Source organism: Corynebacterium sp. HMSC055D05, from assembly GCF_001810365.1.
Classification (GTDB): domain Bacteria; phylum Actinomycetota; class Actinomycetes; order Mycobacteriales; family Mycobacteriaceae; genus Corynebacterium; species Corynebacterium coyleae.
On the sequence record NZ_KV801078.1, the window covers coordinates 123,534 to 150,152 of the forward strand.

Annotated in this window: 30 protein-coding genes; 8 read left to right on the forward strand and 22 right to left on the reverse strand. The window is 61.9% G+C overall.

The window, feature by feature from the left end; all coding sequences use genetic code 11:
* Positions 1–104 precede the first annotated feature (104 nt).
* The 3 genes from HMPREF2734_RS09050 to HMPREF2734_RS09055 all read left to right on the forward strand — a co-directional run bounded on the left by HMPREF2734_RS09050 (position 105) and on the right by HMPREF2734_RS09055 (position 2,914).
* Positions 105–1,982, forward strand: coding sequence for an FAD/NAD(P)-binding protein (locus HMPREF2734_RS09050; protein ID WP_371440430.1), 1,878 nt, complete (start codon positions 105–107; stop codon positions 1,980–1,982).
* A gap of 146 nt (positions 1,983–2,128) precedes the next feature.
* Positions 2,129–2,671: a hypothetical protein gene (locus HMPREF2734_RS11610; RefSeq protein WP_246816813.1), complete on the forward strand. Its 543-nt coding sequence runs from the start codon at positions 2,129–2,131 to the stop codon at positions 2,669–2,671.
* 30 nt (positions 2,672–2,701) lie between these two features.
* Positions 2,702–2,914 carry a hypothetical protein gene (locus tag HMPREF2734_RS09055; RefSeq protein ID WP_224213060.1) on the forward strand — a complete coding sequence of 71 codons (213 nt, stop codon included), beginning with the start codon at positions 2,702–2,704 and terminating at the stop codon, positions 2,912–2,914.
* A gap of 20 nt (positions 2,915–2,934) precedes the next feature.
* On the opposite strand, the gene HMPREF2734_RS09060 is transcribed toward HMPREF2734_RS09055, so the two are convergent.
* The gene (locus HMPREF2734_RS09060; protein ID WP_070570581.1) at positions 2,935–3,570 is read right to left on the reverse strand and encodes a LuxR C-terminal-related transcriptional regulator; all 636 of its coding nucleotides are present in this window, start codon (positions 3,568–3,570) and stop codon (positions 2,935–2,937) included.
* On the reverse strand, positions 3,567–4,694 hold the full coding sequence (locus HMPREF2734_RS09065; protein ID WP_070570583.1) for an ATP-binding protein: 1,128 nt from the start codon (positions 4,692–4,694) through the stop codon (positions 3,567–3,569). The genes HMPREF2734_RS09060 and HMPREF2734_RS09065 overlap by 4 nt, the downstream gene beginning before the upstream one ends.
* 113 nt (positions 4,695–4,807) lie before the next feature.
* Here HMPREF2734_RS09065 and HMPREF2734_RS09070 point away from each other — a divergent pair, with 113 nt between their 5' ends.
* Positions 4,808–5,881, forward strand: a complete 1,074-nt coding sequence (locus HMPREF2734_RS09070; RefSeq protein WP_070570585.1) for a PspC domain-containing protein — start codon at positions 4,808–4,810, stop codon at positions 5,879–5,881.
* 1 nt (position 5,882) lies between these two features.
* Here the strand turns inward: HMPREF2734_RS09070 and guaA are convergent, their stop codons facing one another.
* Positions 5,883–7,457 (reverse strand): glutamine-hydrolyzing GMP synthase, encoded by a 1,575-nt coding sequence (gene guaA / locus HMPREF2734_RS09075; RefSeq protein ID WP_141743312.1) that lies wholly within the window; start codon positions 7,455–7,457, stop codon positions 5,883–5,885.
* A 53-nt stretch (positions 7,458–7,510) separates the two neighbouring features.
* On the opposite strand from guaA, the gene HMPREF2734_RS09080 reads away from it, so the two are divergent.
* Positions 7,511–8,398 (forward strand): EamA family transporter, encoded by an 888-nt coding sequence (locus HMPREF2734_RS09080; protein ID WP_070570638.1) that lies wholly within the window; start codon positions 7,511–7,513, stop codon positions 8,396–8,398.
* Here the strand turns inward: HMPREF2734_RS09080 and HMPREF2734_RS09085 are convergent.
* From HMPREF2734_RS09085 to guaB, 3 genes are read right to left on the reverse strand one after another with little or no spacing between them, the layout of a single operon-like run.
* The gene (locus HMPREF2734_RS09085; RefSeq protein WP_070570587.1) at positions 8,395–9,681 is read right to left on the reverse strand and encodes a PAS domain-containing protein; all 1,287 of its coding nucleotides are present in this window, start codon (positions 9,679–9,681) and stop codon (positions 8,395–8,397) included. The genes HMPREF2734_RS09080 and HMPREF2734_RS09085 overlap by 4 nt on opposite strands.
* A 20-nt stretch (positions 9,682–9,701) precedes the next feature.
* Positions 9,702–10,856: a GuaB3 family IMP dehydrogenase-related protein gene (locus HMPREF2734_RS12180; protein ID WP_070570589.1), complete on the reverse strand. Its 1,155-nt coding sequence runs from the start codon at positions 10,854–10,856 to the stop codon at positions 9,702–9,704.
* Between the two features lie 15 nt (positions 10,857–10,871).
* Positions 10,872–12,395: an IMP dehydrogenase gene (gene guaB / locus HMPREF2734_RS12185; protein WP_070422775.1), complete on the reverse strand. Its 1,524-nt coding sequence runs from the start codon at positions 12,393–12,395 to the stop codon at positions 10,872–10,874.
* A 124-nt stretch (positions 12,396–12,519) separates the two neighbouring features.
* On the opposite strand from guaB, the gene HMPREF2734_RS09100 reads away from it, so the two are divergent.
* The gene (locus tag HMPREF2734_RS09100; RefSeq protein WP_070422774.1) at positions 12,520–12,891 is read left to right on the forward strand and encodes a DUF5319 domain-containing protein; all 372 of its coding nucleotides are present in this window, start codon (positions 12,520–12,522) and stop codon (positions 12,889–12,891) included.
* Here the strand turns inward: HMPREF2734_RS09100 and HMPREF2734_RS09105 are convergent, their stop codons facing one another.
* Both HMPREF2734_RS09105 and HMPREF2734_RS09110 read right to left on the reverse strand, forming a co-directional pair.
* Entirely contained in the window at positions 12,892–13,785 is an 894-nt protein-coding gene (locus HMPREF2734_RS09105; protein WP_070570591.1) for a hypothetical protein, read from the reverse strand. It lies immediately after the preceding gene.
* Positions 13,775–14,374 carry a sigma-70 family RNA polymerase sigma factor gene (locus HMPREF2734_RS09110; RefSeq protein ID WP_224213064.1) on the reverse strand — a complete coding sequence of 200 codons (600 nt, stop codon included), beginning with the start codon at positions 14,372–14,374 and terminating at the stop codon, positions 13,775–13,777. Before HMPREF2734_RS09110 ends, HMPREF2734_RS09105 begins: the two co-directional genes overlap by 11 nt.
* Before the next feature lie 234 nt (positions 14,375–14,608).
* On the opposite strand from HMPREF2734_RS09110, the gene HMPREF2734_RS09115 reads away from it, so the two are divergent.
* The gene (locus HMPREF2734_RS09115; RefSeq protein ID WP_070570593.1) at positions 14,609–14,917 is read left to right on the forward strand and encodes a WhiB family transcriptional regulator; all 309 of its coding nucleotides are present in this window, start codon (positions 14,609–14,611) and stop codon (positions 14,915–14,917) included.
* 80 nt (positions 14,918–14,997) lie between these two features.
* Here HMPREF2734_RS09115 and groL read toward each other — a convergent pair whose 3' ends face one another.
* The 10 genes from groL to HMPREF2734_RS09165 all read right to left on the reverse strand — a co-directional run bounded on the left by groL (position 14,998) and on the right by HMPREF2734_RS09165 (position 22,496).
* A complete protein-coding gene (gene groL / locus HMPREF2734_RS09120) occupies positions 14,998–16,608 on the reverse strand; it encodes a chaperonin GroEL (protein ID WP_070422771.1) in 1,611 nt (536 codons plus the stop codon).
* A 10-nt stretch (positions 16,609–16,618) separates the two neighbouring features.
* Entirely contained in the window at positions 16,619–16,918 is a 300-nt protein-coding gene (gene groES, locus HMPREF2734_RS09125) for a co-chaperone GroES (RefSeq protein WP_070422770.1), read from the reverse strand.
* A gap of 143 nt (positions 16,919–17,061) precedes the next feature.
* Positions 17,062–17,514 (reverse strand): hypothetical protein, encoded by a 453-nt coding sequence (locus HMPREF2734_RS09130; protein WP_070570595.1) that lies wholly within the window; start codon positions 17,512–17,514, stop codon positions 17,062–17,064.
* A 75-nt stretch (positions 17,515–17,589) separates the two neighbouring features.
* Positions 17,590–18,633, reverse strand: a complete 1,044-nt coding sequence (gene tsaD, locus HMPREF2734_RS09135) for a tRNA (adenosine(37)-N6)-threonylcarbamoyltransferase complex transferase subunit TsaD (protein WP_070570597.1) — start codon at positions 18,631–18,633, stop codon at positions 17,590–17,592.
* Positions 18,634–18,636: 3 nt separating this feature from the next.
* Positions 18,637–19,104 (reverse strand): ribosomal protein S18-alanine N-acetyltransferase, encoded by a 468-nt coding sequence (rimI, locus tag HMPREF2734_RS09140; RefSeq protein ID WP_070570599.1) that lies wholly within the window; start codon positions 19,102–19,104, stop codon positions 18,637–18,639.
* Positions 19,105–19,111: 7 nt separating this feature from the next.
* Positions 19,112–19,750: a tRNA (adenosine(37)-N6)-threonylcarbamoyltransferase complex dimerization subunit type 1 TsaB gene (gene tsaB, locus HMPREF2734_RS09145; protein ID WP_070570600.1), complete on the reverse strand. Its 639-nt coding sequence runs from the start codon at positions 19,748–19,750 to the stop codon at positions 19,112–19,114.
* Positions 19,750–20,253: a hypothetical protein gene (locus HMPREF2734_RS09150; protein WP_070482475.1), complete on the reverse strand. Its 504-nt coding sequence runs from the start codon at positions 20,251–20,253 to the stop codon at positions 19,750–19,752. Before HMPREF2734_RS09150 ends, tsaB begins: the two co-directional genes overlap by 1 nt.
* Positions 20,254–20,263: 10 nt before the next feature.
* Positions 20,264–20,731 (reverse strand): tRNA (adenosine(37)-N6)-threonylcarbamoyltransferase complex ATPase subunit type 1 TsaE, encoded by a 468-nt coding sequence (gene tsaE / locus HMPREF2734_RS09155; protein WP_083284743.1) that lies wholly within the window; start codon positions 20,729–20,731, stop codon positions 20,264–20,266.
* Positions 20,732–21,817: an alanine racemase gene (alr, locus tag HMPREF2734_RS09160; protein ID WP_070570639.1), complete on the reverse strand. Its 1,086-nt coding sequence runs from the start codon at positions 21,815–21,817 to the stop codon at positions 20,732–20,734.
* Between the two features lie 19 nt (positions 21,818–21,836).
* Complete coding sequence (locus HMPREF2734_RS09165) at positions 21,837–22,496, reverse strand: hypothetical protein (protein ID WP_070570601.1); 660 nt, start codon at positions 22,494–22,496, stop codon at positions 21,837–21,839.
* 75 nt (positions 22,497–22,571) lie between these two features.
* Between HMPREF2734_RS09165 and HMPREF2734_RS09170 the strand changes: the two genes are divergently transcribed.
* Positions 22,572–23,426 carry a dienelactone hydrolase family protein gene (locus HMPREF2734_RS09170; RefSeq protein ID WP_070482476.1) on the forward strand — a complete coding sequence of 285 codons (855 nt, stop codon included), beginning with the start codon at positions 22,572–22,574 and terminating at the stop codon, positions 23,424–23,426.
* 34 nt (positions 23,427–23,460) lie between these two features.
* Here HMPREF2734_RS09170 and HMPREF2734_RS09175 read toward each other — a convergent pair whose 3' ends face one another.
* The 4 genes from HMPREF2734_RS09175 to glmM form a co-directional block, all read right to left on the reverse strand.
* Complete coding sequence (locus tag HMPREF2734_RS09175; protein ID WP_141739346.1) at positions 23,461–23,706, reverse strand: hypothetical protein; 246 nt, start codon at positions 23,704–23,706, stop codon at positions 23,461–23,463.
* A 54-nt stretch (positions 23,707–23,760) separates the two neighbouring features.
* Complete coding sequence (locus HMPREF2734_RS09180; protein WP_070820716.1) at positions 23,761–24,783, reverse strand: hypothetical protein; 1,023 nt, start codon at positions 24,781–24,783, stop codon at positions 23,761–23,763.
* The gene (locus HMPREF2734_RS09185; protein WP_070450572.1) at positions 24,780–25,097 is read right to left on the reverse strand and encodes a hypothetical protein; all 318 of its coding nucleotides are present in this window, start codon (positions 25,095–25,097) and stop codon (positions 24,780–24,782) included. The genes HMPREF2734_RS09180 and HMPREF2734_RS09185 overlap by 4 nt, the downstream gene beginning before the upstream one ends.
* A 103-nt stretch (positions 25,098–25,200) precedes the next feature.
* Entirely contained in the window at positions 25,201–26,544 is a 1,344-nt protein-coding gene (gene glmM / locus HMPREF2734_RS09190) for a phosphoglucosamine mutase (protein WP_070482481.1), read from the reverse strand.
* Between the last annotated feature and the right edge of the window lie 75 nt (positions 26,545–26,619).

A 26,619-nucleotide genomic window follows, 5' to 3' on the forward strand; every position in this document is an offset into this window, starting at 1 on the left:
GTTTTCGGCACCATACCACTTTTAGACAATTCGGTTCTTTCTTAATAGACTGCGCAGTCTATACACGTTATAAAGATTCATCGAAATCGTGGAGGTACATCGCTGTGGAAGCAGACATCGCCATCGTCGGAGCAGGACCGCGAGGCATCTCCATCACCGAGCGCATCGCAGCCTTCCTCAACGACCGTGGCGCTACACCACTGACGTTGCACATCATCGACGACGCCCAGCTCGGTGCCGGCCGCATCTGGGACACCGAACAAACCCGCACACTGTGCATGAACACCCTGGCTGGCGCGGTAACCCTGTTCACTGAGCCCGGCGCGACCGTCACCGCACCTGTGCTCGAAGGCCCCACCATGTTTGAGTGGATCCAGGCGCTTCGCGGCGAATTCGCGCATCCGCTTATCAGCGACCACCCGCCGGCCGTCCCCAGCACCTTCGACGCTGAAATCCGTGTGACGCGACCTGAATCTAATCCTTCGCGTGCGTTGTATGGCGAGTACTTGCGCTGGGTGTGGCAGGTTGCGCTGGCCGAGCTGCCGGACTCTGTCACCGTGGTTGAGCACCAGTCCCGCGCGATGTCGCTGTACAGCGACGGAGGCCGAGACGCGATCTTGCTTGCGGACGGCACCCTGATCCACGCCGACGCCACCGTGGTTGCCTCCGGCTGGGTGCTGCCCGCCCCGACCCCGGCGCAGCAGGCGTTTGCCAAATCTGGCTTGACCTACATTCCGCCCGGCAACCCGGTTGAGCAGGACGTAGAGCGCATCGGCGAAGGCGAGCGCCTGCTCGTGCGCGGTATGGGCATGGGCTTTTTCGACCTCATGGCGCTGACCACCATCAACCGCGGCGGCCGCTTCTTCGAAGACGACACGGCCCGCTCCGGTTTGCGTTACGACGCCACCGGCGAGGAACCCCACTTCGTTGTCACCTCCGGTCGCGGCTACCCCTACCTGCCTAAGTCCGAGTACAACTCGCTTCCGCCAAAGGCCGATCTGTCGCGTCTGCGCGCCGCCATCGACGCCAACCCCGCCGAACCCGGCACAGGCACTTTGTCGTTCGGCCGCACCCTGTGGCCAGCGCTCGCCCGCGATGCCTTCGCCGAGTACTACCGCACCCTCGCGCGCGTGCGCCCCGAGGCGCTGAAGGTGCCGCTCGAGGAGATCATCACGCGTATCGACGACACCGACCTGGCCGTCCACGCCTCCCCCGAGGACATCCTGCCGGTCGCCCGCGCCCTGACCGAAGCACTCGAGGGCACAAGCACCGAACCGTTCGACATGGCTGCCTGGGTCGACCCGCTCGCCGGCACGGAAGATCTCAGCCTGGACGAACTCCAGCGCGTGGTCACCGACTCCATGGCAGGCGACATCGCCGAGGCCGTCGCCGCCTGGGACTCCCCGATCAAGGCCGGGCTGTGGGCGATTTCAGCCGGCCGCAAACCCAGCGCCATCGCCACCGAAAACGGCAAAGGCACCCCGGAGGTGGCCCGCTCGCAGTACATGGCGTTCGGTCAGATGGTCGGCTCCGGCCCGCCACTGTTCCGCACGCGCGAACTGCTTGCACTTGCCGACGCTGGCCTGGTGACGTTCCTGGGCCCGCAGCCGGTCGTCGATACGCAAGATGGCGCATTCACCGCGACCAGCCACGGGCGCAGCGCCACCGCGACCGCACTCGCCGACGCGTTCCTGCCTGGCCCGGACATCCGCAACACCAAGGACCCGCTGGTGCGCTCGCTTGTCGACGCCAACCGCGTCCGCCCCTTCGCCCAAACCGCCTCACCCGAAACCGACGCGGACACCCGCCGCGCCGTCCACCCCGACGGCACCCTGGATCCCCGCCTGCACATCGTGGGCATCCCCACCGGCAAGCAGTGGGCGGACACGACGATCTCGCCGATGCCGGGCACGAACCCGCTCATGCTGCAAGAAACCGACAAAACTGCGTTGTCGCTGCTCACCCAGGCGCGCGTGCTCTAGGCCTGTTCTAGGCCGACACTAGATTAAGCGAACGTGTTATCGTCTACCTACATTCATTCGTTTTCGAGAATTCAGAAAGAGGTTTTTCCCTGAAGTTTGGAACTAAGCTTGCTACTTCTATCGCTCTAGCTTCTGTGCTCGTACCAATGCCAGTCGCTACGTCCGCAGAGATTTCTCAGAACGAGGTTCAGCAGCCAACTAGCACCGGGGCGGGAAATGATGTCCTTGAGGAAAGGATTGCTAAGGCACAAGAGGAGCGACAAGCGCTTCTCGTAATCAATGACGCTGATGAGCGCGGATATTCCGCTGAAGTAGTAAACGGTAACGTTCGCAAAGAAGCGGACACAGTATTTGTAGAAAGCCCGAAGGGCGAAGAAGAAGCTCTGCCCACTTCAAAGACTCTCACTACTGGAGAGAAAGTAAACATCGAATACTCGGTTGAAGGTGACCAGATCACTGCAAAGTATTCAACGAACGTTGATCCAGAGTTAGTCGATGCCGCCCTCATTCAACCTCGGTCTACTGCTGGGTGTGTGGGGGCCATCCTCGTAGGGATCGGAGGGACTACAGCATCTGCAGTCGGAGTCGCCACTGCGCCGCTCACAGGTCCTATTGGCCCTATGATGGCTGCAGCTACCATGGCAACCGCATCTGGTTCTATCGTAACCGCTGCTGATCAGTGCGGATAAATATAAGTACCACGAACAGTAAGGAACGAAATGAGCCTTGGACGCAGAATGCTGATCATTGCGTTGAGTACGAACATTGCCATGCTTTGTTTAGTGAGTGCTGTTCTCCAGATAGTTCTGCCGAACGATGCACCGCAGTGGCTCATCTTTGGAAATATTGTTGTCTTCGTAGCGTGTGTCTACTACACATACAAAGCAGTGACGGTGTGGCCGGATGAAGAAAAGGCAGCCACAATTAGTTGATTGCCAAATTTCCTGGAGCGCTACCCTAAGTCGCGCGCAACCGCCCACCGGGTCAACTGGTGGCGGTTCGACGTCTGCGTCTTGCGCAAAATGTTGGAGGCGTGCGTCTCCACCGTCTTCACCGAAATGAACAGCCGCTCGGCGATTTCCTTGTAGGTGTAACCACGCGCAAGCAGCCGCAACACCTCAAGTTCACGCCGGGTCAGCGAGTCCACCGCCGGGTCGTCCTCCTCCACAACCGGACCAGAGGCAAACGCGTCGAGCACAAACCCGGCAAGCCGCGGCGAGAAGTATGCGTCTCCGCCGCGCACCCGCTCAATCGCCTCCGCAAGTTCTGTCCCTGCGATGTTCTTGGTCACGTATCCGCGTGCCCCTGCACGGATCAGCGCGATGACATCCTCGGCAGCGTCGGAGACGCTCAGCGCCAAATACGAAGGTCCCGGCGCGCGCTTGAGCACAGCCAACCCGCCGCCGTCGGGCATGTGCACGTCCAGCAACACCACATCCGGGCGCTCCTTTTCGATCCCGCGCACCGCCTCCGCAACCGTGCCTGCCTCCCCGACGACGTCTAGCTGGCCATCGCCTGCGGCAGCCAGTTCGGCCTTCACTCCGGCCCGAAACACCGAGTGATCATCTACGAGAAACACGCGCGTCATAGGTCTAACGCTAGTTCGATCTCGGAGCCATTGCCTATCGACGACACCACGTTAACCTCTCCCCCAACCCGCTCAACCCGTCCCACGATGGAATCGCGCAGCCCGTGCCGGTCCGCCGGCACAGCCTCCGGGTCGAAGCCAGCACCCCGGTCACGCACGAACACCTCGAGCCTTCCCGCGAGATGCTCGGCGTAGACGTCGATCGTGTCTACCCCCGCATGCTTTGCGGCGTTGACCATCGCCTCCCGGGCGGCGAGCACGACCGCTTCGGTGCGCTCGTCGAAAGGAATGTCGTCTCCCACCGTGACCGGTTGAATCACGACCCCGTAGGCGTCCTCCACCTCGCCCGCGGCTTTCTGCAACGCGGCGAAGGTGGTGGTGTGGTTGGACACGGTGTCGTCGAAAAGCCATGCCCGAAGTTCGCGCTCCTGACCACGGGCAAGGCGCACCACCTCGTCCGGATCATCCGCCTGGCGCTGAATCAGCGCCAGGGTCTGCAGCACCGAATCGTGCAGGCGCGAGGCGATCTCCGCGCGCTGATCCGCCACCGCTTTCGCCTCACGCTCCGCGACAAGCGAGTTGGCCAACTTGGCAATCAGCGGCACCACAAGCACCCCGACACCAAGCACCGTCACCAGCACGGAAACAACCACACCGGCGACCCCGGCGCTCTCCCCGAGGAGTGCCACAGCGAGCACCCCGCTCATAATCAACAGCGCGCCTAAGGTCAACGCGGCGATGTTGCCCCACGAATCCGTACCGCGGTCGTACGCCTGCAACGCAATCACCGCACCGACGATGAGCACGCCGATGATGAACACCACCGTGGCCCCCGCGCCGGAGGAAATCTGCAGCGACGTCAACGCACCAGCGAAACCTGCAAGCACCAGGAAGATGTCGAGCGCACTCGGGCGCTGCCGCGGCGCAGCACTTTCAGCAACCGGGGTAAACACCCACAGACCTGCGTACAGCAGCACGCCGAAGCCACCAGCGAAACTCGCCGCAACCAAAAACAGACGCACCCATTTCACGTCCACCCCGAGCAGGTCAGCCGCCCCGGACGCCACGCCAGCAATGACGCGGCGGGAACGATCACGGGTCAGCCGGGGATACAACGCAGACATGTCCCCTATCGTTGCACGGCAACTCCCTCAGGCACATCGGGGTAAACCCTGAGATGAAAAATCAGGGTCGTTCCCGATACCGCGCTTGGCGTTGCCTCGCAACAATAGAAGCCATGGAAACCAACACACTCAAGCGCATGTGGGAGAGCCGCCCGCCCCGCATCCCACAAGACCAGGGCGGCAAGGCCGTCGTCGGCGGTGTCTGCGAAGGCATCGGTGCCCGCTACCAAATCGACCCAACGCTCATCCGCGTCCTGTTCGTCGTATTGTCAATCGCCTTCGGCGGTGGCCTGTTCCTCTACCTGCTCTGCTGGATCAATATGCCCCGCTTCGGGCTGACCCGCACCCCAGCAACTTCGATCGCCACCCCGAAAGAGCAGCTGACCAAGGTAGAGAAGAAAGAGCGCGACACCGGCTGGCTGCTGCTCCTCGGTCTTGTCATCTTCTTCCCGTCCGTTGCTGTTGCCAGCGACCTGCGCGGTGTTTTGGTTACCTTCGCGCTCTTCGCGCTCGGCTGGTACCTTGCCTACCAGCGCCAGCCGGAGGCACCCGAGGGACTCGTGGTGGGCGTGGAGTCGCAGACGAGCAAAGGCCCTGTCGTAGACACCTCCCACCTGACCGTGCCGGAGGGCTACGAACACCCCGGGCAGAAACCACCGGCATGGGACCCACTCGGCGCGGCACCGGGCCTGTGGCACCTGCCGGACCCAGTCGAGCCAGCTCCGGAGCGTGCGCAACCAAAGAAGCGCTACTGGCTGTGGATCCCCGTCACGCTGGTGCTGACAACGGCAACGGTGTTTGCGCTGGGGGTCACCAGCGAAGTACGACTTGGCAATTACAGTCGCTTCGGCAGCGCGTACATCACCGTGTACGACGTCGACGAGCTACCAGACCAAATGGGCACCAGCGGCTTCATCGGCGAGTCCTACATCGACTTCACCGATCTCGAACCGCTGAGTGAGCCGAAAACGGTCAACATTGCGAACAACATCGGCAGCACCGATATCATCCTGCCGGAAAACGTCCCCGTCGACATCAACTGCAACGTGAACATCGGCGAGGCCGCATGCCCCGAAGAACGACAAAACGCGGACACAGACAGCGCACTACTCACGATTAACGTGTCGCAGCGCGTCGGATCCGTGTCCGCGTACTACGCCCGCGAGGACGCGGGCGAAGGAAACTGACTTACTCCCACTCGATGGTGGCCGGCGGCTTGGATGTCACGTCCAGCACCACGCGGTTGACGTCGGCCACCTCGTTGGTGATGCGGGTAGAGATCACCTCAAGCGTCTCGTACGGGATGCGCACCCAGTCCGCGGTCATCGCGTCCTCGGAAGCCACCGGGCGAAGCACGATCGGGTGGCCGTAAGTGCGGCCATCGCCCTGCACACCAACCGAACGCACATCGGCCAACAGCACGACCGGGCACTGCCAGATCTGGTCATCCAGGCCAGCCTTGGTCAGCTCCTCACGAGCAATCGCATCAGCAGCGCGCAGGGTTTCCAGGCGCTCCTCGGTGACCTCACCGATGATGCGGATACCCAGGCCCGGACCCGGGAACGGCTGGCGGTTCACAATCACCTCAGGCAGGCCAAGCTCGCGGCCAACCGCGCGCACCTCGTCCTTAAACAGCAGACGCAGTGGCTCGACGAGTTCGAACTCCACGTCGTCCGGCAGGCCGCCCACGTTGTGGTGGCTCTTGATGTTCGCAGTACCGGTGCCGCCGCCCGACTCCACAACATCCGGGTACAAGGTGCCCTGCACCAGGTAGTCCACCTTGTGATCCGACAGCACATCAGCCACGGCGCGCTCGAAGGAACGGATGAACTCCGCACCGATCGCCTTACGCTTGGCCTCCGGCTCGGTCACGCCGGCAAGCTTGTCCAGGAAGGCCTTGCGCTCATCCACAGTGACCAGCTTCGCGCCGGTCGCGGCGACGAAGTCCTTCTCCACCTGCTCGCGCTCACCCTGACGTAGCAGACCGTGATCCACGAACACACAGGTCAAACGGTCACCGATGGCACGCTGTACAAGCGCTGCCGCCACGGCGGAATCCACGCCACCAGACAGGCCGCAGATGGCGTAGCCGTCGCCGACTTGGTTACGGACATCGTCGATAAGCTGCTGCGCAATATTCGATGCCGTCCAGTTCTGCTCCAGACCAGCAATCTCCGTGAGGAAGCGAGTCAGCACCTCCTGGCCGTGCGGCGAGTGCATCACCTCCGGGTGGTACTGCACACCGGCAAACTTGCGCTCGACGTTCTCAAACGCAGCAACCGGCGCACCCGGGGTCGAGGCAGTGACCTCAAAGCCCTCCGGCGCCTGCGTCACAGAATCGCCGTGGGACATCCACACCGGGTGCTCATCCAGGCCAGCGTGCAGCACGCCACCCTTGACAGCCATCGCCGTGCGGCCGTACTCGCGGGCACCGGTCTCCTCGACCTTGCCACCAAGCGCCTGCGTCATCACCTGGAAGCCATAGCAAATACCAAAGATCGGCAGCCCCAGCTCAAAGATCTCCGGATCGAGCTGCGGGGCACCCTCCGCGTACACCGACGACGGCCCACCGGAGAGCACCAACGCCTGCGGGTTCTTCTCACGAACCTCCGCAGCCGTAATAGTCGACGGCACAACCTCCGAGAACACATGCGCCTCGCGCACACGGCGGGCGATCAACTGCGCGTATTGCGCACCAAAATCAACGACAAGAACAGGGCGTTTCTGAGCGGTAGTCACGGCCCAAATACTAGCTGATGGCATATAAATCCGAATATATTGTCCAGTCTTCGACGTTTCGTCCCAGAATGATCTGCATGACATTGCGTGCCCCCTCCCCGGTTGAACCCAATGCCGACCGCACCGCCGTGTTGTGCATCCTTGGGTCCTGCCTGTTTCTGCAGCTTGGCGCGGCACTTGCCACGCAGCTTTTCCCCCATGCCGGAACCTGGGCGACGAGTTCATTCCGACTACTCATCGCCTCCGTCATCCTGCTTGCAATCTCACGGCCAGCGTTTTGGCGCTGGACCCCCGAACAATGGGGTGCAGCGATCGTGCTCGGAGTGTCGCTAGGCTGCATGAACGGCTTCTACTACGCCGGTATTGCAACTGTGCCACTCGCATCCGCGGTGACCATCCAATTCCTCGGCCCGCTACTGCTCGCCGCAGTGTTGTCCCGTTCGGTACGCGACGGCATCTCCGTCGGGCTTGCGCTTACAGGTATGGCGCTGCTTGGCGTTGATTCGCTCTCCGGTGAGCCGCTCGACCGCCTCGGTGTCTTCTACGTCCTGATCGCAGGCGCTGCCTGGGCGGTGTACATCCTTGCCAACAAGCGCACTGGCCGCCTCATCGCCGGCCAAGGTGGGCTCGCGGTTGCCCTTGCAGTTGGTGGTTTGGTGACGTTGCCCTTCGGTTTCGAAGGTGCACTCGTTATCGTTTCCGATACCAATCTGCTGCTCCTCGCAATTGGTACCGCAATCTTGGCGTCGCTGCTCCCAACATCACTGGAACTGATTGCTATGCGACGACTCCGCCCCCAGGTATTTTCCATCCTCATCTCGTTCGAGCCTGCATTTGCAGCACTCGTCGGATGGCTTGTGCTCAGCCAGGACCCCTCCCCGCTGAAGCTTGCGGCGATTGCCTTGGTTATCGGTGCTTCCGTCAACCAGACACTCGCCGGCAAGCGACTGCGGCGTCAGGTTTAACGGACCGCAGCGCTGAGGCTGTCCAGAGCCTCGCGTACCTTCTCCGTCGAAGGTGCCTGTGCGAGGCGCTCAGCTGAGCGGTGCAGCTGGTTAATCGAGGCATCAGCAGCAGCCATTGCCTTGTTCACCTGCTCCACCAGCGGTGCAACCTCTTCGCCCATGTCGTTGGTGTTCTCGGACCAACGACGAATCATCTCGAGCGGAATCTTGGTCAGCTCCGTGATGGAGTTAACCTTCAGCTCCACGCGGCGACGGAACGACGAGTGCAAGAACACGGCGTCATCCATGTGCTTGACGTCAGCCTCGAGTGCGTCGACGAGAAGCTGCATCGACTCCTGCACGTTAGCCTCCGTGGAGAACTGTGCGGTCTGTGCGGTGTGCAGACGAGCCAGAGCAATAGCCATACGTGCGTTGGACGTCTTGGCGTAGAGCTCCTGAGCGGTCTCCTCGAGGGTCCTCGCGTTCTCGTCGATAATGCCACGCATCGTCGCCCACACCTGCAGCGGTGCGAGCAGCAGCGTACGCGATGCACCCTCGGTGACCACGTTTTCCATCTCGGCCTTCACGTTGTTGGTCACTGCGTTTTCCTCGACCAGCGTCGCACTGGCCTTGCGCAGCTCCTCAGCAGCGTCCTTAATGGCGGTCTGCACCGTCATGAACTCGTCGAGTTCACGGTAGAGCGTCACGGCAGCCTCGTAGATGTCGCCGGAGCCTTCCGGAAGCGTAAAGCCTGCATCCTCACGTGCCTGGACCTCAGCAGGAAGGACTTCGCGCAGGAATGCGTCGTAGTCCGGCAGCAGCTCCGTAACCTTCTCCGCGCCCATCACTGCACGCTCGCGGCGGCCAACACCGTTGGCCTTCGCCTCGTGCTCAACGATGTTTGCTTCTTGGTAAATACCAGCGGCTGCTTCGAAGTTCTCCGTCATCGGACGGGTACGCACCGACAGGTAACCGCCGTTTGGCAGCGGCGTAACAGTGGCAAACACGTCGTACGCGGAGCCGCTCTTCGCCTTATTACGCACATACGCGGCGAAAGGACGGCCATCCTCGATGGTGTCCCACATGAGTTTGAACGCCGCACCAGGCATCTCCTCATGACGGATGAGGTTGTGCGGCTTACCGATCATCTCTTCGGCGGAGTACTGCGCGTACTTGATGAACACATCGTTCACATGCGTCATCACACCTTTGGCGTCAGTCACCGAAAAGAAGATGTCGTTCACATCAACTTCGTGGAATGGGCCCTCAGGGGCGTCGCGAAGAATCGTTACACGGCTAGACATAGGTCGATTTCATCCAGTTCTTAGTTACGGATTGCCAAATCGGCTTTCTGGAAAGCTTTGATCCCAGTATAGCCACATTTCGCCATAATTCTTTTCAGTCCACCAATGAGATTCATCGCACCCCACGGATCGCTCGATGGACCGAAGAGCACAACCTCCAGTGGCGCCGAAGAAGTGAAGTCAGGTTCCTTCCGCACGCTACCTCGCGGAAAACGTGGGTGAGCTGTCTGAGCTTCCCAATACACGCCACCGGCAGCAGCCTCAGTTGCCTTCGTCAATGGGTTGCCAAGCATGACAGCATCTGCACCACAAGCGATGGCTGCAGCAATCTCGCCTGCCCCCCAAATAGTGGTATCCGCAAGAATGTGGACATAACGTCCACCAGTCTCATCGAGGTAATCCCGACGTGCTGCCGCGACATCTGCGATAGCGGTAGCCATCGGGACATTCACCACCGTGTCGGCATCGCCCGAACCGACAATGACACCAGCAACGCCAGCGCGCATCAGGTGGGTCGCGGTCGTGTAGTCATACACACCACCGGCAATGACCGGCACGTCGAGCGAACCGACGAACTCTTTCAAATTCAACGGTTCCCCACCTTTTTGCACGTGCTCTGCAGACACGATCGACCCCTGAATGAAGAGGATTTCTGCACCTGCGGCGATAACTACAGGCGCCAATTCGCGCACGTTCTGCGGGCTCACGCGCACCGCAACAGTCACACCAGAGTCACGCACCTGGGCGATACGTTCCGAAAGCAAGTCGTGATCAAGTTCTGCGGCGTGCAACTCCTGCAAGGTGCGCACGGCACGCTCACCTGCCTCGACAAACTCCTGGTACTTCTCAGCCGTATCGACGTTAAAGGGGTCCTCGCATGAGTCCACCACCTTCTTCACCGCAGCCTCCAGATCAGCGTGTCGGCCCCACAGGCCTTCCGCGTCAATCACACCGAGGCCACCCTGCTTGCCCATCTCGATAACAAACTCAGGGCTTGCCAACGCGTCCGTCGGATGGGACGCAAGCGGGATATCGAACGTGTAGGCATCAATATGCCAGGAGGTGTCCACATCCTGCGAGGAGCGGGTGCGTCGTTTCGGAACGATCGACAAATCACTCAAGCCGTAAGCCTTGCGGGCTTCGCGCCCAATGCCGATTTCCACGTAGTCACGCATGTTGTGCTGGTTCTCCTACTGGCGGTAGTTCGGTGCCTCGACGGTCTGCGTGATGTCGTGCGGGTGGGACTCACGCAGGCCCGCGGTGGTGATCTGGACGAACTGCTTGGTCTGCAGCTCCTCGATAGTGGATGCGCCTGTGTAGCCCATCGCAGCGCGCAGACCGCCAACGATCTGGTGGGTGATGGAATCCAGGTCACCGCGGAACGGCACGCGCCCCTCAATGCCTTCCGGCACGAGCTTGTCCTCGCTTGCCACATCCGCCTGGAAGTAACGGTCCTTGGAGAAGGAACGCTTCTCACCAGTCAGTCCACGGCCCTGCATTGCACCCATGGAGCCCATGCCGCGGTAACGCTTGTACTGCTTGCCGCCGACAACAACAATGTCGCCTGGCGCTTCCGCCGTGCCCGCCAACATGGAGCCGAGCATGACGGTGGATGCGCCGGCAGCCAATGCCTTAGCCACGTCGCCAGAGAACTGCATGCCACCGTCGGCAATGATCGGCACACCTGCAGCCTTCGCCGGCACGGCCGCCTCGAGGATGGAGGTAATCTGCGGTGCACCAACACCTGCAACCACGCGGGTGGTGCAGATAGAGCCCGGACCGATACCGACCTTGATGGCGTCTGCGCCAGCGTCGATCATGGCCTTCGCAGCGCTACGGGTAGCCAAGTTGCCACCGACAACGTCGACGCGGTCGCCGAATTCCTTCTTCACACGAGAGACCATCTCAAGTACACGGTTGTTGTGTGCGTGCGCGGAGTCGACAACGAGCGCGTCTACGCCCGCCTCAACGAGCAGACCAGCGCGCTCAAATGCGTCCTCACCGGTACCGACGCCAGCAGCGACAAGTAGACGGCCGTTCTCATCCTTCGAGGCGTTCGGGTACTGCTCGCTCTTGACAAAGTCCTTCACCGTGATCAGACCGGCAAGCTTGCCTTCGGAGGTCACAATCGGAAGTTTCTCCACCTTGTTGGCGGATAGCAGATCGAGCGCTTCCTTCTTGTCCACACCCTCCTGCGCTACAACCAGCGGCATCGGGGTCATGACCTCTGCAACCTTGCGCTGAGCATCCGGCTCGAAGCGCATGTCGCGGTTGGTGATGATGCCAACAAGACGGTCAGAACCGTCAACTACAGGAAGGCCCGAGATGCGGAAACGGGCGCACAGTGCATCGACGTCGGCGATGGTCATATCGGGGGTGGCGGTAACCGGGTTAGTCACCATGCCGGATTCCGAGCGCTTGACCACATCGACGTGCTCCGCCTGGTCCTGAGCGCTCAAGTTACGGTGCAGCACACCGATACCGCCCTGGCGCGCCATCGCGATCGCCATACGGGATTCGGTCACTGTGTCCATCGCCGCCGAAATAATCGGCATGCCGAGACGGATATTGCGGGTGAACTGGGCTTCGGTGCTCACCTCAGATGGAACAATGTGGGACTCCGCCGGAAGCAGCAGCACGTCATCAAACGTCAGCCCCCTCAGCGCCACCTTGTTCGGATCGTCGCCACCCGTCCATACTCGTGCCTCAGACATCGACATGTTCTCCTCTCCCGCGCGATTGTTTTCAGCAATGATATAACGTCGCGCAAGCTCTGGGGCTATGCGGGGATGACGCCCTGATTGGCCTAGCAAGCGGCCACTTAATAGGCTGGGCACCGTGAATTACGACGACATGATGCCGCTGGACCCGTTCGCGGACGACCCAAACGATCCGGCGTCGTTCATCGAAGACGATGAGATCGTGGAGCCCCTCTCCCCTGAGGAGCGCGTCGCCGTCATCCAGGACCTTGCACACGTACGCGACGCACAACGCATGCTGAAGCCACGCGGAATTTTGGGCATCCATTTCCTGTGCGAGGACTGCGACCAAATGCACTACTACGACTGGGAGATCATGGAACAAAACATGATCGCCACCCTCAACGGGGAACTTCCCCCGGTGCATGAGCCCAGCGCGCAACCGAACGTCACTGCGTACGTTCCGTGGGATTACGCGATGGGCTACCTCGATGGTCTCGAGGCACGCTAGCTAGAAATTTTCCGACGAGCCCGCCCCGCCCGGCACTACCGGCGCGGGCGTTGCTGCGTACCGCGATGCAGAATCGACTGGATTCGACGGGACATTATCGCGGACCGTCGGCCGTGCTGGCGGCTGATCTCCTGGGATCGGAGTTTGCTCGCGCGAATCGGACGGCTCCACCACCGTCGGTCGCGGTTGCTCCTGCGGCTGGCGCGGCGGCAAGCTCCCGTTCGAAGGCGCCACGGCATCCGACCCCGGCGCCGGTGCCCCAGCCGTCGGCTGCGCATTCTCCGGAGCAGGCGCAGGGTTCTGCTCCGGCGCCGGCGCAGGCTGCTGCACGCTCGGCGGAACTTCAACTTCATGGACCTCCACCACAGTCGTGGTTTCAGTAACCGTGCGTGGCGCTGGTTGCACTACGTCTTCACCGTTACGCGCCTCACGCATCTTGATACCTGCCATAAGCCCCCTAGCCTGCTCAAGCAGGCTTCGGGCGGCCTCCATATCCCCGCTTTGGTTCGCTGCCTCCAGCTCGTCGAGCGTGGTTGCCAACTCCACCATCGTGGTTTCGTTCGCGGAGCTCTGCGTGCCATACACCGCAGCGCCAGTGCCGACGATAGCCACAGACGCAGCTGCAGCACCGACCACACCTGCGACCCATGGGTTGGCGGTCCGGCGGCGCGCGCGGGCGTCGTCAAGCGATGCAACCGGCGCAACCGGCGCAACCGGGATCACCGTGGGAGCCGCTGGCATCGGGCGATCGACGTCCTGCTTTAGTCCAAGCAGCGCCGCAGCCAGTGGGTCACTGCCGTCACTGGGGTCTACACCACTCGAAAGCGCATCAAGAAACGCATCGTCGCGAACGCACTCTTCTCCAAAGTCGCCGCCACCAAAATCACGCGTCATGGCCTGAATGGTCTCCTTCCAACTGCTCACGCAACTTGGACAGCGCCCTATGCTGCGCGACACGCACCGCACCTGGAGTACTGCCCACTACCTCTGCCGTTTCTTCCGCCGAGAGGCCCACAAACACTCTCAGAATCACAATGTCGCGAGCCTTATCACTTAATGAATCGAGTAATGCGCGAACTTCGTTACTTCCGTCTGCAACAACGGCTGCATCCTCCGGCGTGAACGCAACAACCTCCTGGTCAGGGACATCTTCAGTAGGCGTTGTCTTGTCACGCACCAGGCTGCGGTGCGCATCGGCGACCTTGTTAAACGCAATGCCGTACACAAACGCCATGAACGGCCGCCCGGTATCCACGTAGCGGTCAATGGACGTCGCTACCGCCAAGCAGATCTCCTGAGCGACGTCCTCCGCAGTCGGCATGCGCCCGCCTCCAATGCGCGCCCTGGCGTAGCGCAGCACCCGTGGATGGACGATGGCAATCACACGCTGGAGAGCACGCGCATCCCCTTCGGCGGCACGTGGAACGAGGGTGACAAGTTCATCTTCCTCGTCACCCGCTGTCGCGCCGGTATTGCCAATCACAAGCAAACACTATAAACACCCATTCCCCCGCCATATGAGTTACCGACGCGTATTCAAGAATTCACCAACCTTTAACTCTTGCCATTTTCCCTACTAATTGCGCTTTTATTCACAAGAACGTCCGAGAAACACCCGTGCCGTAACCGCGCGGCAACCCTTTGTTCACCCACCGCCGGAACACTGCACTGCTGGTTGTGTACATCGCGTTTTCCACGGCAAAGGAGATCTCACACCATGACGTTGCCACAGCAACTCCCCGGCCCCAATGCAGACTTTTGGGATTGGCAGCTTCACGGCGCCTGCCGAGGCGAAGCCTCGGAAATCTTCTACCACCCCGAGGGTGAGCGGGGCCGCGCCCGCACGCAGCGTGAGAATCGAGCGAAGGCTATTTGCTTCAACTGCCCGGTGCTTACCCAGTGCCGCGAGCATGCCCTGCGCGTGGCCGAGCCCTATGGCATCTGGGGCGGCATGAGTGAATCTGAGCGCTCCACTGCCCTGCGCCGCGGCCTTGGCAGCGTGAAGTACGTCGCCGCCGCCAAGTAAGCGCACGACCGAAGAATCACGCCAAAAGAAAAACAGTGCCCTACCGAAGTGGGGCACTGTTTTAGCGTATCGACGACACCCTAGTGGGCGTGTGCGTGACCTTCCTCGCCTTCTTCGGCCGGCTTGGTCACCACGGATACCTCCGTGGTCAGCACCATGCGAGCCACGGATGCGGCGTTGACCACAGCGTTGTGGGTCACCTTCACCGGGTCGATGATGCCCTGGTCGATGAGGTTGCCGTACTCGAGCGTGGCGGCGTTGAAGCCCTCGCCGTTGTTCATCTCGGCAACCTTGGACACGACGACAGCGCCGTCGAGGCCCGCGTTGTCAGCGATCCAGAATGCCGGCTTGGACAGTGCACGTGCCACTGCCAGCACACCGGTCTTCTGCTCGCCTTCGAAGCCTTCAGCAAACTCCTCAAGCTGCTTGGCAATCTGCACCAGTGCGGAGCCGCCGCCGGCGATGATGCCTTCCTCTGCTGCCGCGCGGGCAGCGTTGATGGCGTCCTCGACGCGGAGCTTGCGCTCGTTCTGTTCGGTCTCGGTCGCTGCACCGACGCGCAGCACCGCGACACCACCGGAAAGCTTGGCCAAGCGCTCCTCGGCCTTTTCCTTGTCCCAGGTGGAATCCGTGGTTTCGATCTCGCGGCGGATCTGCTCGCGGCGCTCCTCGACAGCCTCTGCCGTGCCGGCACCGTCGACGATGACCGTGTCGTCCTTCGTCGTGGTTACGCGGCGTGCGGAGCCAAGGTGGTCCAGGGTGGCGTCCTTGAGGTTGATGCCAACCTCTGGGTCGATGACGGTCGCGTCGGTGACAACAGCAAGGTCATCCATGAACGCCTTGCGGCGCTCGCCGAAGTACGGCGACTTCACAGCAACGACCTTGATCACCTTGCGGATCGCGTTGACAACGAGCGCCTGCAGCGCCTCGCCTTCGATGTCCTCGGCCACGACGAACAGCGGCACCGACTCCGATGCAACCTGCTCAAGCAGCGGGAGGAAATCCGGCAGAGAGGAGATCTTGCCGCGTACGAGCAGCACGCGGGCGTCCTCAAGCACGGCCTGGCCGGCATCCGGATCGGTCATGAAGTACGGGGAGAGGAAGCCCTTGTCAAAGGAAATACCCTCAGTCAGATCCACGTAGGAATCGATGGACTGAGACTCCTCGACGGTAAGCACACCGTCCTTGCCCACCTTCTCCATGGCACCTGCGACCATCTCACCAACCTCAGGGTCGCGAGAGGACACGGTGGCCACGTTGGCGATCTCAGCGGACGACTTCACGTCGGTCGCGCGAGCCTTGAGCTCCTCGACGACCTTGTCGGCTGCCGCCTTGATGCCCTTATTCAGCTCGATCGGGTTCGCACCAGCAGCCACGTTGCGCAGCCCTTCGGCGACGAGCGCCTGGGCGAGCAGCGTTGCGGTGGTGGTGCCGTCACCTGCAATGTCGTTGGTCTTGACTGCGACGGACTTCACCAGCTGCGCACCGAGGTTCTCAAACGGATCCTCAAGGTCAATGTCGCGGGCGATGGTCACGCCGTCGTTGGTGACGGTCGGGCCGCCCCAGGACTTTGCAAGCACAACGTTGCGGCCACGGGGACCGAGGGTGACCTTCACCGCGTCGGCGAGCGTGTTCACGCCGCGCTGGATGCCCTCGCGAGCTTCCTGATCAAATGCGATGAGTTTTGCCATAGCGTTTTACTTACTTCTCGACGACGGCCAGCAGGTCACGAGCGGACAGCAGGAGGAACTCCTCGCCGCCGTACTTCAGCTCGGTGCCGCCGTACTTGGAGAAGATAACCGTGTCGCCTTCCTTCACGTCCACGGCGATGCGGTTGCCATTGTCGTCGAGACGACCCGGGCCAACAGCGATGACGACGGCTTCCTGCGGCTTTTCCGCCGCGGAATCCGGAATAACCAGGCCGGAGGCGGTGGTGGTTTCAGCCTCAGCGATCTGGACGAGGACCTTGTCCTCCAGCGGCTTGATGTTGACGTTTGCCATGATCAAAAACCTTTCATTGGTGAATGAATCAATAGTTCAGGTCTCACGAGGCGCAGCCGTCGTCGCGGGTGAACAACTGTGCTTCACACAACCTGCCTTAGCACTCTACCTATGAGAGTGCCAGCCAACAACACTGGTGGCGTTTAGCGGTTTTTCACCGCGTTACGCCACAGCTCGAACTCTTCGGGATTGTCGTTGCGGAAGTTTTCCACCGCACGGATCGCGTTGACAACCTCTTCGACCGTGCCTTCGCTGATGCTGCCGCCCCCGCGCGCCGCGAAGATCACCGGCCCGCAGATCGACCGGGTGGGATCCGTAAGAAACTCCGGGGTGTCCGTCTCTGCAGTGTTACGCGCAAGGGACGCAACAGGGTTCGGCTCCGCTCCGACAATTCCAGCGTCAACCCGGTAAATCGCGTGGAACCGGTTGCCGTCGCGGTCAAACGCCACGTCCACAACTCCATCGGTTCCGCCACCGAGCATCTCGCGCGCAGAGTCCTCATCGAACACGATGCGACGGTACGTCAGATCTGGGTTGACGAGCAGCCCGAAGCGTTCGCGTTCGGCCTGCTCTTGGCTAAATTGCTCGGTGGTCACGGAGGATTTCCTTTCACGGGATACAGTTCAGGTGCTCAATGTAGCCCCTCCCTGGTGACCTCGCTCGGCGAGCGATTACACGAGCGGAACCTCTACCTCGAGCGACGTGTCCGTGCCTACACCCAAATCAGACGGCGTGGCCCCTTCGTGGATGAGCTGACCCGCAAGCGCTGCGATCATCACACCGTTGTCGGTGCAGAGTTTGAACCGTGGCACACGCAGTTCGATGCCGCGGTCGTCGCAACGCTGCTGCGCGAGTTCACGAAGACGACTGTTGGCCGCCACACCCCCGCCGAGCAGCAGGGTGTTCGCGCCGGTGTCCTCGCAGGCCATGATCGCCTTGGCGGTAAGCACGTCGCAGACTGCCTCCTGGAAGGACGCGCACACGTCCTCCAGCGAGATCACGCGGCCCTCACGCTCGGCGGCCTCAACGTGGCGCGCGACCGCGGTCTTCAGCCCAGAGAACGAGAAGTTGTAACGGTGTTCGCCGCGCAGATCCTCCGCACGCGACAGCGCCCGCGGAAAACGCACCGCATTCGGATCCCCCTGCGCAGCTAACTTGTCGACGACCGGACCACCCGGATAGCCCAACCCCAGAAGCCGGGCCACCTTGTCGTAGGCCTCACCAGCAGCGTCGTCGAGTGTGGTGCCGAGTTCCTTCATCGGCTTGCCTACCGCGTCGACTTCAAGCAGCTGCGTGTGCCCACCGGAGACCAGCAGTGCAATCGAGTGCGGCAGACTCTCCCCCTCGAGGTTGGCTACGGCAACGTGACCGCCAAGGTGGTTCACGCCGTAAAAGGGCACACCCCAGGCGGCAGCGTATGCCTTCGCGGCGGAAGCGCCAACCAGCAGTGCGCCTGCAAGACCGGGCCCGATCGTGGCTGCTACGGCATCTGGCTTGTCAATACCAGCGTCCGCCAGCGCCTTTTCCATCACCTGCGGCATCGCCTCAAGGTGTGCACGGGAGGCGATCTCCGGCACCACACCACCAAAGCGAGCGTGCTGTTCCATAGAGGACGCGACGACGTCGGCGAGGATTTCCATCGTGCCGTCGTCGTGAAGGTTGATGATGCCTACGCCAGTCTCGTCGCAGGAGGACTCGATACCGAGGACGATCATTGCTTACACCCTTTCGCTCTTGCGCGGGCGCGTCATGGTGTACGCGTCCATGCCGGAGGCCTGATAGTAGTTCTTCCGCACGCCGGCGGTGAAAAACTCGAAACGTTTATACAGCGCGATCGCGGGCTCGTTATCCACCCGCACCTCAAGATAGACCGGACCATCCATGAGATCGGCGGTGTGCATCATCTGGTCCATTAACGCCCGGCCCAGGCCGCGGCCCTGCTGTTCGGGGTCCACCCCGATGGTGTGGATCTCAAACTCCGGGTCATCGCGCGGGCCCAACATGGCAAGCCCCGCGTAACCAAGCATCTGCCCTGCCTCAAACGCGCCGAGGTAAAACGTGTGGGGCGCAGCAATCTCTGAACGAAACGCCGCCTCCGACCACGGGTTATCCCCGGCGAACAGGACAGCCTCTATCGCTGCCGCCGCGGCCGCGTCGCCGACTGTCAGTTCACGGAACTCAATCATGACGCAATCACGGCAGCGCGGGCGACTTCGGAGCTTGCTTCGGTGGCACCGCATCCGGCCGGCGCAAATACAGCGGGACGAGAGGCTCCGGGGTGGCGCTCAGATCCGCCACGGCAACCAACCCAGCCGGGGTCGGCGCATGGTACGCAATAGTGCCTGCTACGACCGTGACCTGCTCTGCAAGGTTGTCGGGCACGCTCAGCACGTCCACCTGCTCCACTGGCAGATCCGCCGGCTTACATACCTCGGGGCCTGCAACACGGGCACCGTCGTTGTACCGGGCCCAGTACACCTCGCGGCGGCGGGCGTCGGTCACCACAAGCACATCGCCTTGGCGGTCTACCGCTACCGCATCGTGGGTGCATACCCCATGCACTGGAATGCCAAGCGCCTGGCCAAGCGCAGAGGCGGTGGCCATCCCGACACGCAAACCGGTAAACGGGCCCGGCCCGCAACCGACAACGATGGCGTCGAGGTCAGCGAAGGTGAGCGAGGCTTCGTCGAGAAGCACCTGCACTGTCGGCACAAGCTGTTCGTTGTGCGCACGCGTAGCAACGGTTGCCTCAGCAAGCGTTTTCGCCGCCTCGGTATCCACGACACCTGCGACCAAATCCGTAGTCGCCGTGTCGAGGGCGAGTACCAGCATTACTGGCCCATCCCCAGAGCCCACTGGCCCTTCGTGTTGTAGAACGGCATTGCGGTGTTCAGCGGGAAAGTCTCCGACTGCGGAACAGTGCAGATGTCGACCTTCTTCAACTCAACCGGGTCGATCAGGGCAGTCTCACCCTCCGCTGGGATCAGCAGCACGTAACCCATCTCGCCGTTGAGGTCCACATCCTCATCCGTCAGCGCGAAGGCTTCCTTCTTCGCCTTCACCAGCTCCTCCGGCTCGCCTGGGCACAGCGTGGTGTACCCCATGTACTCGTTTGCGTCGTACACCCTGGACGGGTCAACGAGCTGCGCGGCAACCATGTCGCCGCCCGGACGAGTCTGCGCCAGCGCACGCGTCAGCGAGTTCGTCGGCTTCACCTCATCCACAGCGTTCGAGCCACGGGACTGCGGAATGAAGATGATCCCGATCAGGATCACCAACCACAGCACCGCCGCGAGAATGATCCAACCACGGGCTTTGCTACTCGTTTTCAGCATGGGTGTAAGCCTACATCCCCTCCACGACACGCCAGGAAACTATCCTGCCCTCAGTCTCCGCGAGAGTCTCCCGATCCAACTGCACCAAGATGTGGCGCGCCCCCAACTGCTCCATCAAACCGCCGCCCCATTCTGCGACCACCACGGCATCTTCCAACTCGGTATCCAGGTCGAGCGCATCGAGCTCACCCAGCGGATCGTCGCCGAGACGGTAGGCATCCACATGCACCAACGCGGGCCCGCCCACAGTGGAAGCGTGCTGGCGCGCGATGACAAACGTCGGGCTGGTCACGCGTCCCTTCACCTGCATGCCACGCGCAATACCTTGTGTGAACGTGGTCTTGCCGGCGCCGAGCGGGCCATCCAGGATCACTAGATCCCCCGCCTCAAGTGCTGCGCCGAGCTCCTCACCAAGCTGTTGCGTATCGACGACCCCCTCACACACCCGCTTTCCTTCACACGCAAACGTGTCCTTCACTTACTCCTCCCCTACATAGGTGCGAAGCGTTCGGCCCTCCGGCGCGCACACAACCTCATAGTTGATCGTGCCGGCGGCCTTAGCCAAATCCGTCGCGCTGCGACCACCCGCACCGAAGATGATTGCCTCGTCGCCTGCCTGGACGTTGTCCTCGTTTGCGCCGAGCCACACCACAATCTGGTCCATGCTCACACGCCCAACCTGGGTGTAGGTCTGGCCATTGATGGCGATCTCCAACGCACCCTGCCAGCTACGGTGCACGCCGTCTGCATAACCGGCCGGAATCACTGCGGTGTAGCCGTCCTCGGGTGCTTCCCAGGTGCGTGCGTAACTGGTTACTTCGCCCTGCTTCATCGGCTTAACCGCGATGACCTGTCCCACCCACGTCATCGCCGGTTTCAGGTCGTGGTCAAGCCCCGCCACTGGTTCGAGCCCGTACAGGCTCACGCCCGGGCGCACCATGTCAAAATGCAAATCCTTGCGCGTCCAAGTCGCTGGCGAGTTCGCCATGTGGTTTCGCTCCACACGCAATCCGGCCGCACGCGCCGCCTCGATCGCCTTGCGGAAGTTCTCCGCCTGGAAATCCGTGTAGGGGTCGACCGGGTTGTCGGCGCACGCCAGGTGCGTCATCAAACCAGCAACCTCAATCTTGCCGGCCTGCTCCGCCTCAAACGCCATCTTGAACGCCGCTTCCCACTCCGGTTCGTCGATACCGGAGCGGTGCATGCCCGTATCCACCATGAGGTAGACGGTGCGGTGCGTGGGTTCGTCGATAAGCAACTGCAAATGGGCAACACTCGGCGCGCCAAGATCGATGCCCTCCGGCAACTCCTCGTGGATACTCCACAACCAGGCGAGCACAGGCTTCTGCGTGACCTCACGGACACGACGAGCCTCAGCCAACGTGGCCACGCCGAACGCATCTGCGCCATTGCGATCCATCACCGGAACACACTTTTCGACGCCATGGTTATAGGCGTCCGCCTTCACCACACACATGAGTTTCGCCTCGCCTGCCTGCTCTTTCAGACGGCGAGTGTTGTGCGCAATCGCACCTAAATCAATCGTTGTACGGAGCGGAAACATACGCCCCATTGTGCACCACCTACAGCAGGTGCACGACACCCAGCACAGTCAGCATTACTGCCACAGCCCACGTCGCGGCTGCCGTCACCTGCTGCGGGTGGCTGCGCGCCCACGCAAACCCCCTGCCTGCGAGACTTTCAGGACGAGCGCGCACCAACCCGACCAGCAGCGCACACAGCGTTGGCAGCGACAACGCCACCGAGGCATACAGCGGAATCGCCGCGTAACGCACCTGCGCGTCAATACCCGAGGCGGACAGCAACGCAAGCCCGCCGAAAAACGGTCCCGAGGTTGCGGACTGCACCACTCCCAAGACAAAACCCGTCAGCACCGTCAGCGGACCGGGTGTGTGCAGGTGCTGCATGATCTTCTGCGTCAGCGCCTGGTTGTCACCGCCACGCATGGCAAGCACCGCCGTCAGCAGTCCCGTTGCGATCAGCAGCACACCGAAGACAGGGCCGTTGACAAAACGTTCAACGGCGGAGCCCAACCCGTCGAAAATGACAAGCATCAGCAGCGCAAGCCCCGCCACCCCCAGCCAGTCACCGGCAATCAGCAACGATGTCGTCTTGGCGTAGCGGCCGTTTCCCCGCGGCACCGCAATACCTACTGCAACGATGACCCCGATGAGCAGAAGGTTCACCGAATCGACGAATGCGAGCTGTAACGCGCCGAGCATCCTGCCTCCTGAGTAACCCCGCCTGCAACGATGGACTCACCCTAGTCCAGACAAGGATGCAGTAGGATCGTCGGCGTGTCTGCGAAGCTAAAGAAACTCTCTGACCTGTCCAAGCGTGGCCCCCACCGCGTCCTTGAAGGCGACTTGGGCTACACGGGCCTACCCGGCAAGGTGTACACCCCTGCCGAGGGCAAGAACCTGCCCGCTGTCGCGTTCGGCCACGACTGGACGAAAGACGTCGACGACTACCACGGCACACTGCGCCACCTGGCCAGCTGGGGCATCGCAGTCGCAGCACCCAACACTGAAACCGGGTTTAGGCCAGATCACCGTGGCTTTGCTGCAGACCTGGAGACGAGCCTGCAGATCCTCGCCGGCGTGCGACTCGGCAACGGCAACATCTCTGTCTCCCCAGGCAAACTCGGCATCGTCGGCCACGGCATGGGTGGTGGCGCCGCAGTGCTTGCAGCGGTAGACAACCCGAAGGTGAAGGCTGTGGCGACGGTGTACCCGGCAAACGTCGCACCGTCCGCGGTGGAAGCAGCCCGTGCACTTTTCGCCCCCGGCATGGTCATCGGCCCCGGTGAGGACGGCGATTCCTTGTTCGACCCGGGCAACCCCGCAAAGCTTGCCTACAACTGGGCGGGCGATGTGGTCTACCGCGCACCGAAGAAGGGCGATCAGCAGTCCTTCTCCGAAGACGGCATGATCAAGCGCATCCTCGGCCTGGGTAAGTCCGACCGCGCACTGCAAGAAACCGTGCGCGGCTTGCTCGTGGGCTACTTGCTGCACGTGCTAAACGACGAGAAGGCCTACGCCGGCTACGCGGAAGCCGACGCCGAAGGCTCTGGCGTGGTCTCCCTTTCTGGCGAGAAGCTCGCCAAGGCCGCGGGGCTGGCCCGCGACAACGCCGGTTTCTCCCTGTTCTAGGGCGGCGCGCTTCCGCGAGGTTCTCACCCGCGGGTTAGGCCTCTTCGCCCACGCCAGGCTGCTCCGGCGGAGTCCCCCGGGCCTGGCTTTGCAGCACCGCATGCACCTGCGCCCTTCTTGCGCGACGCGCCGCAGACACACGCGAGCGTTCCAAGGTGTAATCCCCACGCGGCGCGACCGGCTTCGGCCGTTCCATCGTCTCGCGCGCTCTGGCGTAGTGCTTCGCAGTTTGTTCCATCTTGTTCTGGTGCTCGCGCATCATGGCCTCAAAATCAGCCATGCGTTTTTGCGTCCTACGTTGGAACTGGAGCACAAACAACTCGTAATCCATTGGTTACCACTCCCCCGTTTTCTTCATTGCCCACGGATCCTGCCCGCCCTGAGCGCCTGATTGTGCCCCGTCTGCGCCACCTACGGAAGCAGCCGTTGTATCGACGTGCTGTGCCTTCTTCGGCGGTGGTGGCGGCTCTTGCACCTGCGACAGTTCTGGCGGTGGGGCGATAACCCCATCCTTAGTCGGTGTCGGTGCAGGTGCAGGCGGTGGCGGTGGCGTTGGCGCCGGTGCTGGAGCAGGTTTCGGTGCTGGTTTCGCCGGCGGTTCAGGCTCCGGCTTCGGTGCTTCCTCCGGCGGGCATTCCACCTCTCCTTGTGCGAGGTCGAGCTCAACGCCCAGCTTCAGCCCCACATCGACCGAGATATTCACGCCGGCGGCCACAGTGCCGACCGAGGAGCTTGCAACCGTGTCGCATGGTTTCTCCACCGCAGGCTCTGGCTGGGTTTGCGCCGCCTCACCAGTGCACTCGGCAATGCTGTCGAGGCACTCCCGGATCACCCCATTTCGGTCCGTGGTCGTTGCCGTTGCACACCGCAGCGCTTCGATGATCACCTCTACGGCGATCTCCACAATCTGAGTGATCCCGCAACGCTGCGCGATTTCGAACACACGGCGCGCAGGTTCCAAGATCGCACGAATCGCCATATCAGCTGAGCGCACGATCGCTTCTATCGCCGAAGAGCACTCTCCAATACGCTGGCCTACCTGCTTGACGTGTTCAAAGTGGTCGGTCTCGCGGGCTTCATTTCGGCACTCCCGATCCCGGATGCCCACCTCTTCAAACCATCCGCTGTTATCTGCCGTGCACGTGCGCGCTGGCGTATCCGGACGCTCACAACTCAACGCCAATTGCAAGCCGATCTGTGCGAACACCGAAAGGTCGAGCCCGTTGATACAGGAGGACTCGGACATCAACTCACCGGCAAGGCCTCGCACGGCATTGCGCTGGTGTTCTGGCACCTCAGGTGCAACCTCGACCGCTTCGACGAGGGTGCGGACATCATCTTGCACTGTCGGCATCATGGCTGCTCCACCCCCTCAAGTACCTCGGCTGCGAGTGCATCGGCGGCCACGATGTCGTCGGTAAGCGCGAGCACCTGCTCCCAGTTCTCGCTACGGACCTCTAAAAACCGCTTCGACGTACTGTGAAGCGCCTCAAGTGCCTCAGCAACACGCCGGCCTTGCTCCGCGAAGCCATCGCCGAAAGCAGACGGGTCCACCGTGATGCGCCTCGTGTCGAGGTCGTGCGCCGCAGCACGGTACGCGTTAATCGCGGCACCGTACTGCGTTCGAACATTGTCAACGTCAACGTCGACAGCACTGACATGTCGTGTCATTTCCCACCCCTGAAAAGATTCCAGTCCAACTATTTCTACTTAGTTAGACTCCCCCAACGCCCCGGCGGTTCCCTGCCGGGGCAAAAAACTTCTTACTCAGAAGTTACACGGCTGCGACGACCGCCGCGAGCTGTCCGGCAACCTTTCGTGCCTGTTCTTCCTCAGCTGCTTCCACCATCACGCGGAACAGCTCCTCGGTACCCGACGGACGCAGCAAGACACGACCGGTATCGCCCAGCTCCGCTTCAGCTTCGCGGATCGCGGCGGTAACGGATTCGTCGTCAAGAATGCGCGACTTGTCTGAGACCGGAACGTTGATCAGCGTCTGCGGCAGCACGGTCATCACACTCGCCAACTCAGCGAGCGACTTCCCGGTTTCAGCCATGCGTGCCATGAGCATCAGACCGGACAGCACGCCATCGCCGGTGGTCGCATGCTCCGGAACCACAATGTGGCCGGACTGCTCGCCACCCAAGGAGAAGTCGCCACGGTTGAGCTCTTCGAGGACATAACGGTCGCCCACTTTGGTCTCCCGCATCTCGATGCCCTCGCGCTTCATTGCCTGCTTCAGCCCCAGGTTGCTCATCACCGTGGCCACCAGCGTGTTGGAGCGCAGCGAGTTGTTGTCGCGCATCGCGGTTGCCAGTACAGCCATGATCTGGTCGCCGTCGACAACATTGCCCTCGGCGTCCACAGCCAAGCAACGATCCGCGTCACCATCGTGCGCCAAACCAAGGTCCGCGCCGTGCTCAACCACTGCGCGCTGAATCTGCTCCATGTGCGTGGAGCCTGCGCCGTCGTTGATGTTGTAGGCGTCGGGCTTGTTAAAGATCGCGGTCACGTCAGCTCCCGCTGCCGCATACGCCTTCGGGGCTACCTCGAACGCTGCACCGTTCGCGCAGTCCACCACAACCTTGATACCTGACAGGTCGGTGCTTACCGCATCAGCCAGATGCGCCAGGTAGCGGCTCTGCGCATCTGGGGCCTCCTCGATCACACGGCCGATGCTGGTGCCGGTCGGACCGGTTTCCTCCAGCTCGTCCATGGCGCGCTCAATCTCGTCTTCAATATCGTCGGGCAGCTTGTGACCACCAGCGGAGAAGAACTTGATGCCGTTATCCGGCATCGGGTTGTGGGAGGCGGAAATCATTACACCGATGTCGGCTCCGTAGTCGTCCGTAAGAAACGCCAAGCCAGGCGTCGGAATCACACCGACACGCAGCACGTCCACGCCCTTCGACGCCATGCCGGCTGCCATCGCTGCCGCCAGCATCTCACCGGAGACGCGCGGGTCGCGCCCAATGAGCGCTACTGGGCGACGCTTCCCGGAGCGACGGTCCTTCGTCAGCACCGTTGCCGCAGCTGCGCCGAGCTTCAACGCCAACGGCGCTGTCAACGCCTCGTTGGCCAAGCCGCGAACACCATCAGTTCCAAACAATCGAGTCATGCCCACAATTATGCATGCTTGCTGCAATTGCTTATCGACGAACCCTCGCAACCGGTCCGCTCACCAACAATGACA